At 70.0% G+C, this 12,824-nt stretch carries 14 protein-coding genes; 9 read left to right on the top strand and 5 right to left on the bottom strand.

The window, feature by feature from the left end; genetic code table 11:
* Nucleotides 1-61 precede the first annotated feature (61 nt).
* Genes LXT21_RS29350 through LXT21_RS29335 form a run of 4 tightly spaced genes read left to right on the top strand, consistent with a single transcriptional unit; the run spans nt 62 to nt 4,514 of the window.
* A complete protein-coding gene (locus LXT21_RS29350) occupies nt 62-379 on the top strand; it encodes a hypothetical protein (protein WP_254041505.1) in 318 nt (105 codons plus the stop codon).
* A complete protein-coding gene (locus LXT21_RS29345; RefSeq protein ID WP_254041504.1) occupies nt 376-1,533 on the top strand; it encodes a hypothetical protein in 1,158 nt (385 codons plus the stop codon). Before LXT21_RS29350 ends, LXT21_RS29345 begins: the two co-directional genes overlap by 4 nt.
* Before the next feature lie 23 nt (nt 1,534-1,556).
* Complete coding sequence (locus tag LXT21_RS29340; RefSeq protein ID WP_254041503.1) at nt 1,557-3,800, top strand: RCC1 domain-containing protein; 2,244 nt, start codon at nt 1,557-1,559, stop codon at nt 3,798-3,800.
* A gap of 42 nt (nt 3,801-3,842) precedes the next feature.
* Nucleotides 3,843-4,514: a hypothetical protein gene (locus LXT21_RS29335; protein ID WP_254041502.1), complete on the top strand. Its 672-nt coding sequence runs from the start codon at nt 3,843-3,845 to the stop codon at nt 4,512-4,514.
* Nucleotides 4,515-4,516: 2 nt separating this feature from the next.
* On the opposite strand, the gene LXT21_RS29330 is transcribed toward LXT21_RS29335, so the two are convergent.
* Nucleotides 4,517-5,953: an aminotransferase-like domain-containing protein gene (locus LXT21_RS29330; protein ID WP_254041501.1), complete on the bottom strand. Its 1,437-nt coding sequence runs from the start codon at nt 5,951-5,953 to the stop codon at nt 4,517-4,519.
* A gap of 200 nt (nt 5,954-6,153) precedes the next feature.
* Here LXT21_RS29330 and LXT21_RS29325 point away from each other — a divergent pair, with 200 nt between their 5' ends.
* On the top strand, nt 6,154-6,510 hold the full coding sequence (locus tag LXT21_RS29325) for a DUF2917 domain-containing protein (protein ID WP_254041500.1): 357 nt from the start codon (nt 6,154-6,156) through the stop codon (nt 6,508-6,510).
* Here LXT21_RS29325 and LXT21_RS29320 read toward each other — a convergent pair.
* From LXT21_RS29320 to LXT21_RS29310, 3 genes are all read right to left on the bottom strand, one after another.
* Nucleotides 6,488-6,898, bottom strand: a complete 411-nt coding sequence (locus LXT21_RS29320) for a hypothetical protein (RefSeq protein ID WP_254041499.1) — start codon at nt 6,896-6,898, stop codon at nt 6,488-6,490. The genes LXT21_RS29325 and LXT21_RS29320 overlap by 23 nt on opposite strands.
* 173 nt (nt 6,899-7,071) lie before the next feature.
* Nucleotides 7,072-8,067: a type I methionyl aminopeptidase gene (gene map, locus LXT21_RS29315; protein ID WP_254041498.1), complete on the bottom strand. Its 996-nt coding sequence runs from the start codon at nt 8,065-8,067 to the stop codon at nt 7,072-7,074.
* The gene (locus LXT21_RS29310; protein ID WP_254041497.1) at nt 8,067-8,285 is read right to left on the bottom strand and encodes a hypothetical protein; all 219 of its coding nucleotides are present in this window, start codon (nt 8,283-8,285) and stop codon (nt 8,067-8,069) included. The genes map and LXT21_RS29310 overlap by 1 nt, the downstream gene beginning before the upstream one ends.
* Nucleotides 8,286-8,591: 306 nt before the next feature.
* Between LXT21_RS29310 and LXT21_RS29305 the strand changes: the two genes are divergently transcribed.
* The 4 genes from LXT21_RS29305 to LXT21_RS29290 all read left to right on the top strand — a co-directional run bounded on the left by LXT21_RS29305 (nt 8,592) and on the right by LXT21_RS29290 (nt 12,430).
* Nucleotides 8,592-8,972, top strand: a complete 381-nt coding sequence (locus LXT21_RS29305; protein ID WP_254041496.1) for a hypothetical protein — start codon at nt 8,592-8,594, stop codon at nt 8,970-8,972.
* Nucleotides 8,973-9,146: 174 nt separating this feature from the next.
* Entirely contained in the window at nt 9,147-9,959 is an 813-nt protein-coding gene (locus LXT21_RS29300; RefSeq protein ID WP_254041495.1) for a GNAT family N-acetyltransferase, read from the top strand.
* 127 nt (nt 9,960-10,086) lie between these two features.
* On the top strand, nt 10,087-11,850 hold the full coding sequence (locus LXT21_RS29295; RefSeq protein ID WP_254041494.1) for a serine/threonine protein kinase: 1,764 nt from the start codon (nt 10,087-10,089) through the stop codon (nt 11,848-11,850).
* A gap of 34 nt (nt 11,851-11,884) precedes the next feature.
* Nucleotides 11,885-12,430: a DUF2381 family protein gene (locus tag LXT21_RS29290; RefSeq protein ID WP_254041493.1), complete on the top strand. Its 546-nt coding sequence runs from the start codon at nt 11,885-11,887 to the stop codon at nt 12,428-12,430.
* Nucleotides 12,431-12,440: 10 nt separating this feature from the next.
* On the opposite strand, the gene LXT21_RS29285 is transcribed toward LXT21_RS29290, so the two are convergent.
* Nucleotides 12,441-12,638, bottom strand: a complete 198-nt coding sequence (locus LXT21_RS29285) for a TraR/DksA family transcriptional regulator (RefSeq protein WP_254041492.1) — start codon at nt 12,636-12,638, stop codon at nt 12,441-12,443.
* Nucleotides 12,639-12,824: the final 186 nt, after the last annotated feature.

Here is a 12,824-nt window from a genome sequence, read left to right as displayed (position 1 = left end):
CCTCTTCCGGCCCCGTGCACCACGACACGGGGCCGGACCCCAGTCACCAGGAGCACCCCTCATGTGGAAACGCGGCTGGAGCCTCGCCACGCTGCTCGTGCTGAGCGCTTGCAAGCCGGACACGCCTCCCTCCGGCCCCACCGACGCCGGGCGGACCGACGCGCTCCGGGCCTGCATCGTCAGACACGTGCGCGAAACGACAGACGCCGCGGATGGGACCTTCTCCGGCTACACCCTGGTGCAGGCCTATGCGGCGTGCACCGAGACGGACGCGGCGAGCGTTGAGGACTTCGAGACCCTGTGCACGGGCTGGGTGCGGAGCCCGCCGGACCAGCCCTCGCGCCTCCAGTTCATCCCTGGCGGAGGAGACAACCCTTGAAGGCCCTCTTCGCGCTCGTGCTCCTGGTGGGGCTCACCGCCCAGGCGCTCGAGGAGAAGTCCGCGGAATGCGCGGGCTGCCACACGGCGCAGCGGACCGTCCCGAAGTCGCGCTTCGGCAACGGCCTGGGGCGTTGGACGGACGCGCACTGCTTCGGCTGCCACGCGGAGCTGAACGACGTCGCGCGGATGCGCCATCGCCGCCTGCCGGACCCGCGCTACGTCGCGGTGCCCGTGAGGGAGGAGCGGCTGGAGCGCATGGCCACGACCGAGCCGCTCTCGTACATGACGGCCCCCGAGCGCATGGAGTCTCCCACCCCGGCGCCGCCTCGCATCGCCTGGGAGCGGCTGACGGCCTTCCTCGAGCGCCCCAGCACCCTCTCCCACACCGGAGGTCGACGCGCGCCCCGGATGATGGCCTATCCGGACCTCACCGCGCGCGAGGCCCGCGACATCGGCCGCGTCATGGGAATCCGGACGACGGCGCGCGCGCCCGCGCAGGACCCACGACTGTCCGCCCCGGAGCGCAACCAGGCGGAGTCCCTCTGGACGACCCGCTGCGTGGCCTGCCACGGCGGAGAGCAGCTGCTCGCGGGGAGGAGCGCCGTCACGCTCGGGCTCTACACGCCGGAGTGGATGCAGGCGTACGCGGCGAACCAGGTGACCTCCCCCACGGGCGTGGAGCGCACCATGCCCGAGGTGCCCCTCGACCTGAAGGAGGCCCGCCTGCTGTATCGCCTCTTCGGTGAGAAGCGCGTGGAGACGGAGCGGGCCGTGGACGCCGACGTGGCGAAGCTGCGGCTCGACGCCGAGGCCGCGCGGGCCCCGGTGTCCCCTGACTTCATCCGCCACCTCTGGGGGCCCTTCCTGCGCGAGGCCACCTGCGTGCACTGTCACGCCACCAGCCCTCGCGCCGCGCGCGCCTTCACCGCCACCGAGGAGGGCCTGCGTCGCTACCTGCGCGAGCACGGCGGGACGAAGTTCTGGACGCGCCTGGCCACCCGCCGCGTGGAAGCACGCCACGGGCTCGTGGCCGACAAGCCCGGGATGCCCATGGCGGGCGAGCCCCTCCCGGATGAAACCCTCTCACGCATCGCGCGCTGGGTCCTCGAGGGATGCCAGGACCCGACAGGGCAGCGCGCGTGCAAGCCCTGACGCACGCACCAAAGGAAGACCTCATGCGCGAACAACCTCGACGCACACGTGACAGGTTCGGGTGGTGGGCCCTGTTGTTGTTGGGCGTGAGCCTCTGCATCGGCTGTGAGCCGGCTCCCCTCTCGACAGCCCCGGAACAGACCTCGACGGCGCAGCCCCTGCGCGGACGGCTCGCGCCAGCCCGACTCGCGCTCGGGCAATACCACTCCGTGGGCGTGCACTCGGACGGCTCGGTCTGGGCGTGGGGGTTCAACCGGCTGGGGCAGCTGGGCGACGGCACCGTCCTCGACAAGCCCACCCCGGTGCAGGTGAGCGGGCTGACGAACATCAGCGCCGTGGCGGCCGGAGACCAGTACTCGCTCGGCCTGGGCTCGGATGGCCTCGTCTGGGCGTGGGGCGACAACAGCAGCGGGCAGCTCGGCGATGGGACGTTCACCGCGAACCCCAGGCCCCAGCAGGTCCGGGGCATGAGCCAGGTCGTCTCGCTCGCCTCGGGCTTCTCCCATGTGCTCGCGCTGCGCTCGGACGGCACCGTGTGGGCCTGGGGCGACAATCGCTACAACCAGCTCGGCACGAGCGCGGTGACCCGCAGCGCCTCGGCGATTCGCGTCGTGGGGCTCGACGACGTGGTGGCGGTGGTCGCGGGCGGTTACTCCTCGCTGGCGTTGCGCGCGGACGGCTCGGTGTGGTCCTGGGGCGACAACCGCTATGGACAACTTGGGGATGGGACGACCACCCGCCGCATCACCCCGGTGCGTGTCGCCCAGCTGAACCAGGTCGTCGGTCTGTCCTTCGGCGCCTACCACGGCCTGGCGCTGCTCTCGGACGGGACGCTCAAGGCGTGGGGTTACAACGCCTACGGTCAGCTCGGGGATGGGACGACGACGCAGCGGGCGACCCCCGTCACGCTCGCGCTGAGCGAGGTCAGCACCGTCGTCGCCGGCAACTACCACTCGCTCGCGGTGCGCGCGGACGGCGCGGTGTGGGCCTGGGGTGACAATCGCTATCGGCAGCTCGGGACAGGGAACCTGGTCCCCAGCCTCACGCCCCTCCACGCGGGGATGATGGGCGGCGTCACGCTGGTCGCGGGCTACAAGCACTCCGTGGTGCTGTGCGCCGATGGCACGGTGTGGTCCTGGGGGGACAACCTCTTCGGCCAGCTGGGAGACACCACCTTCGAGGCCCGCATGGCGCCCGTGCAGGTGCGCGGGCTCTCGCTGGGAAACTCAGACCTGACGACGGGGCAATTGCATTCATTGTTCCTCGGCCCCTCCGGTCAGCTCTGGGCCTGGGGTGACAACGAGAACGGGCAGCTGGGCAATGGCAGTCAGCAGCCCAGCGGCACGCCCCTGCCAGTGAGCCTGTCGGGCGTGAGGGCCGTCTCCTCCGGGGCCCGGCACGTGGTGGCCCTCAAGTCGGATGGCACCGTGTGGGCGTGGGGCACCAACTTCGACGGACAGCTCGGCGACGGCACCACCACGGACCGCTCGACGCCCGTCCAGGTGTCGGGGCTCTCCTCCATCGTCGCCATCGCCGCGGGGAACGCCTACTCCTTCGCGCTGCGCTCGGATGGCACCGTGTGGGGCTGGGGCTTCAACCGCTACGGGCAGCTCGGTGACGGCACCACCACCGACCAACCGCTGCCGGTCCAGGTCTCCGGGCTGTCGCAGGTGGTGGCCATCGCCGCGGGAGGAGGACACACGCTCGCGCTGCGCTCGGACGGCACCGTGTGGTCCTGGGGCTACAACTTCGATGGGCAGATTGGCAATGGCACCCGGGCCTGGACGCTCCTCCCCGTCCAGGTGAGCGGGCTGGACAACGTCGTCTCCGTCTCGGCGGGGATGTTCTTCTCGCTCGCGCTGCGCGCCGACGGCACCGTGTGGGCCTGGGGCTACAACGCCTCGGGACAGCTCGGGAACGGCACGACGGGGCTGAGCGCGGTTCCGGTCCGCGTCGTCGGATTGAATGGCGTGAGCCGCATCGCCACCGGGAGCTACCACACGCTCGCGCTGCGCTCGGACGGCACGGTGTGGTCCTGGGGCTTCAACTACGACGGCCGGCTCGGCAATGGCACCCAGGACAACCGCCTGCTGCCCGGGCTGGTCATCGGCCTCACCGGAGCCACCGACATCGTCGCGGGGGACTATCACTCGTTCGCCACGCGCTCGGACGGCTCGCTCTGGGCGTGGGGTTACAACGGCCTGGGACAGCTGGGGGACGGCTCCACCGACAATGCCTTGGTGCCCGTGCGGGTGCAGGGGCTGTAGCCGGTGTGGGCCGAGGCCCGCGGGACGGTGTAGACAGGGGCGATGAGCACCCCTGTCTCCGTCTTCCTGATTCCCGCCGAAGGTCTCGCCGGTGTGCTGACGCCGGCCCGGCTCGCGTCCCTGCGCGCCGCGGTGGTGCGCGAGGACCCCGACGCGATGGAGGACGAGGAGGTGCTGCTCGCGCTCATGGACCACCTCTCCCAGCACGGCGGCGCCGCGCTGACGCGGTTGCCCGAGCCGCTCGGTGACGAGCTGCTGGAGCTGTTCGACGTGCTCGCCGAGGACCTGGTCCACGCCGACAAGGAGCCCCGGAGCGAGCGATTGGAGCTGGCCTCCTCGCAGCGCCCCGACGCCGACGACCTCCAGGCCGCCGAGGCCGTCATCCGCGCGGCCTGCCCAGACACCCTCCATCGACTCTGGCGCTACACCGTCTGGGGCCGCGTCCCTCCGCAGGAAGGCGCCGCCGAGGACCTCCAGCGCATCAACCCGAACCTCGGCTATTGGACGCACGCCGAGGTGCGCCAGCTGCGCGAGGGCCTGCGCGAGCACCTCGACGGCGCGCCGACCTATCAGCCCGTCAGCGGCTGGGCCCGCTTCACCTCCCGCCTCCGCCGCATCGGCCAGCGCGGAGACCCCGCGCGCGCGTTCGACGCCGTGACACAGGCCCTGGACAAGGCCTCACGCCAGGGCGCGGGCCTGCTCTTCGCGCGCTGAGCTCACATCAGCGTGCGCACCAGCCGGCCCACCGTGGCCATCGCGCCTTCGATGCGCGGCGTCCACGGCTGGCCACACGACAGGCGGATGAAGTTCCGGTACGAGTCCGGCCGGGGCGAGAAGATGGGCCCCGGCGCGATGCTCACGCCCGCCTCCAGCGCGCGCCCATGCAGCACCAGCGAGTCCACCGTGGACGGCAGCTCCACCCACAACAGCGAGCCCCCCGCCGGACGCGCCACGCGAGTGCCCTCCGGGAAGTGCTCGGCCACGCCCTCCGCCATGCGCGCCACCTGCTCCGTCAACCGGCGCCGCAGCGTGCGCAGGTGCCGGTCATACCCGCCCTCCTCCAGGAAGCGGGCAATCGCCAGCGGCAGCAGCGTGGGCGAGGCCACCGTGTGCGAGAACTTCAAGAGCTCCACCCGCTCCCGGAACCGACCCGGCGCCACGTAGCCCACGCGGAACCCCGGCGCGAGCGTCTTCGAGAACGAGCCACACAGCATCACGTTGCCCGTCTTGTCGAACGACTTGCACGTGCGCGGCCTGCGCTCGTCGAAGTGGAGGTCACCGTACAGGTCATCCTCGATGAGCGGCACCCCACGCTCCTCGAGCATGGACACCAGGCGCTGGCGGTTCGCCGTGGGCATGCAGCTGCCCACCGGGTTGCTGTAGCTGGGCACCACCAGCACCGCCGCCACGCGCCGCCGCTCCAGCGCCGCCTGGAGCGCATCCAGCTCCATGCCATGGCGCGGTGAGCACGGAATCTCCAACGCGCGCAGCCCGAGCGACTCGATGGCCTGGAGCGTGCCGTAGTACGCGGGCGACTCGATGGCGATGGTGTCCCCCGGCCGCGCCACGGCGAGCAGGCACAGGTGGATGGCCTCCGCCGCCCCCACGGTGATGATGAAGTCCTCGGGCGACAGCGCCGCGCCCCAGTCCAGCGAGCGCCGCGCCAGCTGTCGCCGCAGCTCCGGGCACCCCGGGGGCACGTCGTACAGCATCCCCGCATCGCCCATCTCGCGGGTGAGCGCGTTGAGCTCCCGATACAGCCGACGCGTGGGGAGCAGCTCCGTGGACGGCCACGCGCCGCCCATCTGCACGACGTTCGGGTCGCGCATCGACTGGTACACGCGCGACACCAGCGCGCTCACCGTGACGGGCGTGGCGCTCGTCGCGGGGCGGGACACCTGCGGCTCCGCGAGCCGGGGACGCTCGCGCCGGCGCACGTAGTGGCCCGACTGCGGCCGCGTCTCGATGAGGCCCACCGACTCCAGGTGCAGATACGCCTGGAGCACCGTGGAGATGCTCACCTGCTCGCGCAGGCTGAGCTGACGCACGGAGGGCAGCCTGTCTCCCGCGCGCAACGTGCCCGCGTTGATGGCGTCCTCCAGCCGCTCCGCCACCTGCTCGTACAACTTCGGTTTGTGTGCCAGCGCGCCCATACCACCCCCGCTACGAGGTCCGTCTCCCGCCAACCCGTATCGGTAACGGGCTCGGGCTCCGCTGCCCAGACACACCTGCCCACCGGACGGACCGGTACAGTTCCTTGGACTTCAACTGTACTGGTCACAATGTCGGATTTCTGCCTCTGTTCTGTTTCCCTGACGGAGCGCATGGTGAGACATGAGGAGGTCGTGGTGCCATGGAGTCGAAGCTCATGTCGTCGCGGCGAGGCTTCTGGAGCTCGCTGTGGAATCACCTGAAGCCCGAGGCTCGTCCCAGCGTGGAGCCGGGCGGCCAGGGGCTGCGCGAGGGCGCGCTCTGGAGCCAGCGCATCCAGGGGGACGAGGGCCTGCTGCTCACGTGTACCGAAGGCCAGCTCTGGCTCACCTTCGAGTCGGACCCTCGGGACTACGTGCTGGAGCGCGGCGGCAGCGTGCCCCTGGACCAGGGAGGCCAGGTGGTGGTGCAGGCGCTGAGGTCCGCGCGCTTCTGCCTGGGGACGACGCTCTCACCCTGTACCGGCGGGGGAGCGCTCACTCCGAGGGAGGCGTCGTGAGCGCGCTCCGGGTGGCGCGTCGCAGGTAGAGCGCGAACGGCACGTGGGTGATGGCCTCGTGGGTGAGGGGGACCTCCAGCGTGCCGTCGTAGCGCGCCTCGCGACGGCCGCGCACGGCGACCTCCGGCTGGATGGTGATGCACATCCCCACCTTGAGGAATGGGGAGCGGGAGCTCGCCTCGGGGCCCTTCAGCCCGAAGTAGACGTCCAGCTCGTAGCGCCGCGCGAGGGTGTTCGTCCGGAACGCCGCGCGCTCGACGAGGAGCTTCTCGTCCAGCTTCTTGAGGATGCCTGGGATGAAGTCGACCTGGAAGGAGTCCTCCAGCAGTTGGATGACGTCCTGGACGCTCTTGAGACGGTCGGCGTCGACGGCGATGTCGAGGGACACGGCGTACCTCTCGGGACCTCGGGCCTGGAACGCGTGGATAGCGTCAGACGCGCGCGGCGAGCCGAGCGGTTTCGAGGGGACGTCCTGCCTGTGACGCCCACCGTGGAGGACTGTCGCCCGTCACACGGTGGCTTCGCCCCACGGTCTCATCACCGTGGGGCGCTGACGCGACTTCAGGCCACCGTGAGGATGTCGGGGCCTTGCTCGGTGACGAGCAGCGTGTGCTCGAACTGCGCGCTGCGGCTGCCGTCGGCGGTGACGGCGGTCCACCCGTCGTCCCACGTGCGGTGGCCCCAGCCGCCCAGGTTGATCATCGGCTCGACGGTGAAGATCATGCCCGGCTCCATGAGGGTGTCGGCCTCGGGCTCGTAGTAGTGCGGAATCTGGAGGGACGTGTGGAACGTCTCGCCGATGCCGTGGCCGCAGTAGGCGCGCACCACGCTCACGCCGTTCTTGGTGGCGTGGTCTTCGATGGCGCGGCCGATGTCGCTGATGGGCCGGCCGGGCTTCACCGCGGCGATGCCCACGTCCATGCACTCGCGGGTGACGCGCACCAGTCGCTCGCTCTCCGGGTCCACCTTGCCCACGAAGTGCGTGGCCGAGCAGTCGCCGTGGACGCCATCCAGGTAGATGGTGATGTCCAGGTTGACGATGTCGCCGTCTTCCAGCGCGCGGTTGTCGGGGATGCCGTGGCAGATGACCTCGTTGACCGAGGTGCACAGGGACTTGGGGAAGCCGTGGTAGTTGAGCGTGCTCGGGTAGCCGCCCCGGCGGATGTAGGCCTCGTGGGTGATGGCATCCAGTTCGTCGGTGGTGATGCCCGGGCGCACGTGGGAGGCGACCTCCTGGAGCACCTCCGCGGCGGCCTTGCAGGCCCTGCGCATGCGCGCGATGACATCCGGCGAGCGGATTTCGGAGTCGCTCGGGCGGCGCTGGGGGCGGCCGGACACGGCGTAGTCGGGGCGGGGGATGTGCAGGGGGACGTCGCGGCGGGGGCTGATGATGCCCGGGCGGATGCCCTTGCGCGCGACGTCGGGGCCCTTCTTGCGCGCCTCGACGGCGTCGGCGCCACGGTGGCACTTCTTGTACTTGGTGCCGCTGCCGCACCAACAGGTGTCATTGGGGCCGGGCAGGACAGCGGGAGGGGTACGGGGAATGGCGGTGGTCATCACTCAACTCCGATGGAAGTCGTGTCGGACCTGCGGGCACGAAGCCAGCGCAGCACCTGGGGACGCAGCCACAAGCGTGGGCGTCCGGTGCCCAGGTCCAGGATGGGGCGGGGCATGTCCGGGTAGCGGCGCAGATAGGTGCTGACGCTGTTGGTGTGGCGCAGTTGCAGCAGGCCGGCCACTCCCTGGGCGTCGATGAGGTCTTCCGTCTTCACCATGGGACACATGAGGGGTTGTCTATACCCGTAGACATGCCTGGGTGCACGGGTTCTTTCCGCCCACCCGGCGGGTGGCCTGCCGGGCGGCCTCTGGACGACAGGGTGGGTGCGGGGTGCCACCAGGGGGGCTCTCGCTCGCCTGGGCCACGGCCGCGTCAGCGGATGACGACTCCGTGCGCGATGGGGTCGAAACCTGGGGGCCACTTCATCGGATGTCCGGTGAATCGCCCCGACGAAACAGGGCAGACTCCAGGGCGCCTCTCCTCCGTTGGCCGGTCGCCCCGAGGGGCTGATAACGGTGGTCCCATGAAGGGCGCCACCCTGCATGACCTTCCCGCAGTGAGGTGCATGATGGAACCGAAACAGGTCACGGTGCGACGCTGGTCCGAACTCTCCAGCAAACCCCTCTCGGAAGAGAGTGTGCGTGCGCTGCACGTGCCTGCGAAGAAGTATCGGGTGAGCGTTAATCGGTATTGGCCAGGGGCTGATATCGGTGGCGAAATGCGGGCCGGTACGGTCTACGTGTTGGCGGGGCACTGCCAGATGGAATTCGGCACGCAGGTCGCCCAGCTCGCCGCTGGGGATGTCGCAGAGTTTCCTGAAGGCAGCTTTCGCGTGGTGGCGGGGCGCGAAGCAGAGTGTGTGGTTGTTTTTGCCTGGGAGCTTCCTGCGGAGTTTGTGCGATAGGTGAAGGTCGAACTCTGCATTGCGGAGTCATTCCAACGACTGGCTTGTAGCCGTGGTGCGATTCCGAACGCAGGCCGTCCAGCAGAGGTGCCGGACTCGACGAATCGCACGAGCCCGATAGTCGGAGCAGGAACCTGATGGACGCCCTGGCGCGACGTGAGCAAGGGTGCCCCCATGTCCCTCCCCTCCTCTCGCCCCACCGTGGACGCCGCGCTGGTCCGCCGCGTGGAGCTGGCCCAGGCCGCGCAGAACCGAGCCGCCACGCCCACGCACGGCATCCTCGAGGTCGCGGGCGGCCTCGCGCTTTTCAACGGCGCCAACTCACCGCTCACCCAGGCACTCGCGCTCGGCCTCGCGGGCCCCGTCAGCGCCGAGTCCCTCGACCAGGTGGAAGCCCACCTGGGACAACAGGGCGGGCTCCTCCAGGTCGACCTGCCCCCCTTCGCCGACCCGTCGTTCGCCCAGGAGCTGGCTCGTCGCGGCTACCGCGTGGGTGAGTTCCAGCAGGTCTTCGTGCGCGCCCTGCCCGCGAGCCCTCTTCTCCCCACCGCGCCCGGCATCGAGCTTCGTCCGCTCCACCCCGGTGAGGCCCAGGTCTTCGCGCGCACCGTGGCCCAAGGCTTCATGGGACGTGACGAGGTCTCCGACGAGGAGTCCTCGCTCATGCTGGGCACGGCGACCATGCCCGGCACCACGTGCTTCCTCGCGCTCGTGGACGGTGAGCCCGCGGGAGGCGGCACCGTGTCCGTGCACGACGGCGTGGCGACCCTGTCCGGCACCGGCGTGCGCGAGCGCTTCCGGGGCCGAGGACTCCAGCAGGCCCTCATCTCCATCCGCCTCGATTGGGCCACCCGCCAGGGCTGCACCCTCGCGTCGAGCAGCACCCTGCCCGCGAGCCCCTCGCAGCGGAACATGGAGCGCATGGGGTTCTTCGTCGCCTACCCCAAGGTCGTGATGATGCGCGAGCTCACATCGAGCCCCCGCTGACACACGTCCCCCAGGAGCGCCCCGCGCCCGGCCCCCTGGGTGACCCGTGGGATGGCCAGGGCGGCAGGCCACCCGAGGGGTATTCAACCTGCTAGATTCGTCAGAGTCCAGGAGACCTCTGACGTCCATGAGCCCGCATCCATCGTCGATGCCCCCGGAAGCCCTGCCCCCGGGCTTCGTCCTGACGGGAGGCTGGCGCATCCTCGAGAGACTCGGCGTGGGCGGCTACGGCGTCGTCTACCGCGTGGAGCCGGTGGACTCGCCAGGCCGCTACTTCGCCCTCAAGCTCACTCGCCACACCACCGAGGGCCGCGCCCTGCGCGAGCTCACGCTCCTGTTGGACCGGGCGGTCCATCCCAATGTGGTCGCGGTCCACGCCTGTGGCCGCTGGCCGGACATCGTCACCGGTCACTTCTACTTCGTCATGGACTGGGTATCCGGGCCACCGCTCCACGTCTGGGCGGACCAGCACAACCCTTCCTTCCGACGGTTGGCGGAGACCTTCCGCCGAGTGGCCCTGGCACTGGACACCCTGCACGCCGGGGACGTGCTGCACCGGGACCTCAAGCCGGAGCACATCCTCCTGCGAGACACGGAGGGAGACCCGGTGCTCATCGACCTGGGCGCGAGCGCGTACACCGGAGCGCCCACGCTGACCACGGGGCCCCTGCCTCCGGGCACCCGACACCTGCGCAGCCCCGAGGCCATCCGCTTCCATCAGCGTCACTGGCGCCACCCGGACGCCCGCTACCAGTCCGTCGCCACCGATGACCTCTACGCCCTGGGCGTGTGCCTCTACCGCGCGGCCACGGGCCACTACCCGTTCCCTCCGGACTGGCCCGCCGACGTGCTGTGCGCCGCCATCACCTCGCAACCACCCGTCGCCCCATCGGAGCTGAACCCGCGCGTCCCGCCCGAGTTCGACGCCATCATCCTGCGGCTCCTCGAGAAGCTCCCGGAGCAACGCTTCCAGAGCGGCGCGGAGCTCGCCTCCACCCTCGCTCCGGGCCGCTTCACCTCCGAGCACTGGGACGCGCCACTCTTCGGCACGGACACACCCGCGCCTCCGCGCAAACCTCCGGCCCGGGCCCCGAACCCGGGGACCCGGCTCTCGCGCCCCTTGTTGCTCGCCGTGTCCACGGTGCTCCTGCTCCTGGCCGGCGGGGGGTTCTTCCAGACCTGGAGACAGACAACTCCACGAGTCACCCATCAAATCGACCCCCTGGAAGGTCATAAAATAGCCAGACACGCGAACTCGCATCACAGTGAGGCCGTCACGGATTCGCCCCGAGCGAATCCCATCCCCGTGACCGTCGCCCCCGTGGCGCCGCCACTCCAGGACCCCACTCCCGTGATGAAGCCCCCCGCTCCACCCGCGAAGCCTCGCGCGCCCTCACTCGCCCGTCTGTCCAAGGTGGCCCTGGCCTGCACCGGGCTCGCCTGCTCCAGCAGCACGCCCTACGTGCAGCATCGGCCCATTCCTCCCGAGACCCCGTGTCCCGCCGGCGCGAAGGAGACCGCCGAGCGCTTCGGGTTCGAGCAGGAGGACCAGTTCAAGGGCTCCATCGGCGAGAACTTCGGAACGCCCTACCGGAACATCACCATTCGCGAGGGACACCTGATGACGAACGTGCATCACACCATCGGGAAGGTCCCTCGCGGCTCACAACTCGTCACCGAAATCATCTTCACGAACGAGCGCGTCTACGGCCGCATCCGCGAGCTCCGCGTCAAAGACGAGGTGTATCCGGTGTGCATGGTGTTCCACACGTTCAGCGATGTCGGATTGAAGAAACTGCCTGGTGGAGATGAGGACCACGCGGTCATCTTCAATCTCATCGACGTGCGTGTCGTGGACCGCTTCCGGGAGATTCGTGGGCACGACTGGTAATGAGGCGTGGCGCCTCCCGGTCGCAGCCTGGCTCATGTGGGCTCACGTCTCCGACACCTCCGCGTTGGCCCATCCCTCGAACCCCACCGTGCACGAGGCCGGGATGCATGGACAGGTGGAGACCGCCTCCAGCACCCATGAGCCGCCCGCTCAGCCCCTCACCCCGTCCGGGGCATTCAGCAGGCTGTACGCCGTCGGCGCCATGAATGAGCGAGGGCTCTCCACACAGGTCCTCGGTCCCATCGTCGCGCCCGCCACGCCCGTGCTGTCGACCTTGACCTCCGCGCACGGACACCGCACGACCTCACGGGTCGCCCTGGTGCTGAAGCTCTTCTCGGCCGGAGGGCATCCTCCCTGGACCGCTCGCGAAGCCGTCCTGGTGACGCCCTCGGGGCGTCGTGTCCGACAGCTGCTCGTCTGGCAGTCACGTCCGCTCGGAGACAAGGACACAGAGGTGATGCTCGTCCTGGAGACCGAGGCCAAACCCCAGGAGCTCCGAGGCCACTACCTCCTCGAGTTGCGCGAGGACACCACCTCGCCTCCGTTGCACCTGGGCCCGGTGAGCTTCCCCCAGCTTTGACGGGGTGGGCTCACCGGTACAGGGCCGAGCACGTCATGCAGAAGCGGGCCTCCGGGATGGCGCGCAGGCGGTGGCGTCCCATGGCGCCTCCGCACTGCTCGCAGCGCCCGAACTGTCCCACCGCGATGCGGGTGAGCGCCGCCTCGATGTCGAGCAGTTCCTTCCGCTCCGCCTCGGACAGCGGCCCGTCCGCTTCCCTGACCGCCACGGGACGCGTCCGTGACCGAAGCCGCTCGCCGCGCTGCACCAGGGCGTCACGCGCCTCTCGAGCCAGACTGTCCATCTTCGCCTCCCGCGACTCCCCGCCAGGCGCAGCGGTCGCGCTCACCGCGACACACTCCCCAGTAGGAAGATTATGGGGAACGAATAGTTCAGGAACCATGCCACGGGGGCT

It is taken from the genome of Myxococcus guangdongensis (assembly GCF_024198255.1).
Lineage (GTDB): Bacteria > Myxococcota > Myxococcia > Myxococcales > Myxococcaceae > Myxococcus > Myxococcus guangdongensis.
Note: the sequence above shows the minus strand (reverse complement) of the source record. Positions and strands in the feature narration are given on the sequence as shown.

What these genes read in the sequence shown, in the direction of transcription:
- LXT21_RS29350 (WP_254041505.1), top strand. Translation starts at nt 62, where the DNA reads ATGTGGAAACGCGGCTGGAGCCTCGCCACGCTGCTCGTGCTGAGCGCT.
- LXT21_RS29340 (WP_254041503.1), top strand. Translation starts at nt 1,557, where the DNA reads ATGCGCGAACAACCTCGACGCACACGTGACAGGTTCGGGTGGTGGGCC.
- LXT21_RS29335 (WP_254041502.1), top strand. Translation starts at nt 3,843, where the DNA reads ATGAGCACCCCTGTCTCCGTCTTCCTGATTCCCGCCGAAGGTCTCGCC.
- LXT21_RS29330 (WP_254041501.1), bottom strand. Translation starts at nt 5,953, where the DNA reads ATGGGCGCGCTGGCACACAAACCGAAGTTGTACGAGCAGGTGGCGGAG.
- LXT21_RS29325 (WP_254041500.1), top strand. Translation starts at nt 6,154, where the DNA reads ATGGAGTCGAAGCTCATGTCGTCGCGGCGAGGCTTCTGGAGCTCGCTG.
- map (WP_254041498.1), bottom strand. Translation starts at nt 8,067, where the DNA reads ATGACCACCGCCATTCCCCGTACCCCTCCCGCTGTCCTGCCCGGCCCC.
- LXT21_RS29310 (WP_254041497.1), bottom strand. Translation starts at nt 8,285, where the DNA reads ATGGTGAAGACGGAAGACCTCATCGACGCCCAGGGAGTGGCCGGCCTG.
- LXT21_RS29305 (WP_254041496.1), top strand. Translation starts at nt 8,592, where the DNA reads ATGAAGGGCGCCACCCTGCATGACCTTCCCGCAGTGAGGTGCATGATG.
- LXT21_RS29300 (WP_254041495.1), top strand. Translation starts at nt 9,147, where the DNA reads ATGTCCCTCCCCTCCTCTCGCCCCACCGTGGACGCCGCGCTGGTCCGC.
- LXT21_RS29295 (WP_254041494.1), top strand. Translation starts at nt 10,087, where the DNA reads ATGAGCCCGCATCCATCGTCGATGCCCCCGGAAGCCCTGCCCCCGGGC.
- LXT21_RS29290 (WP_254041493.1), top strand. Translation starts at nt 11,885, where the DNA reads ATGTGGGCTCACGTCTCCGACACCTCCGCGTTGGCCCATCCCTCGAAC.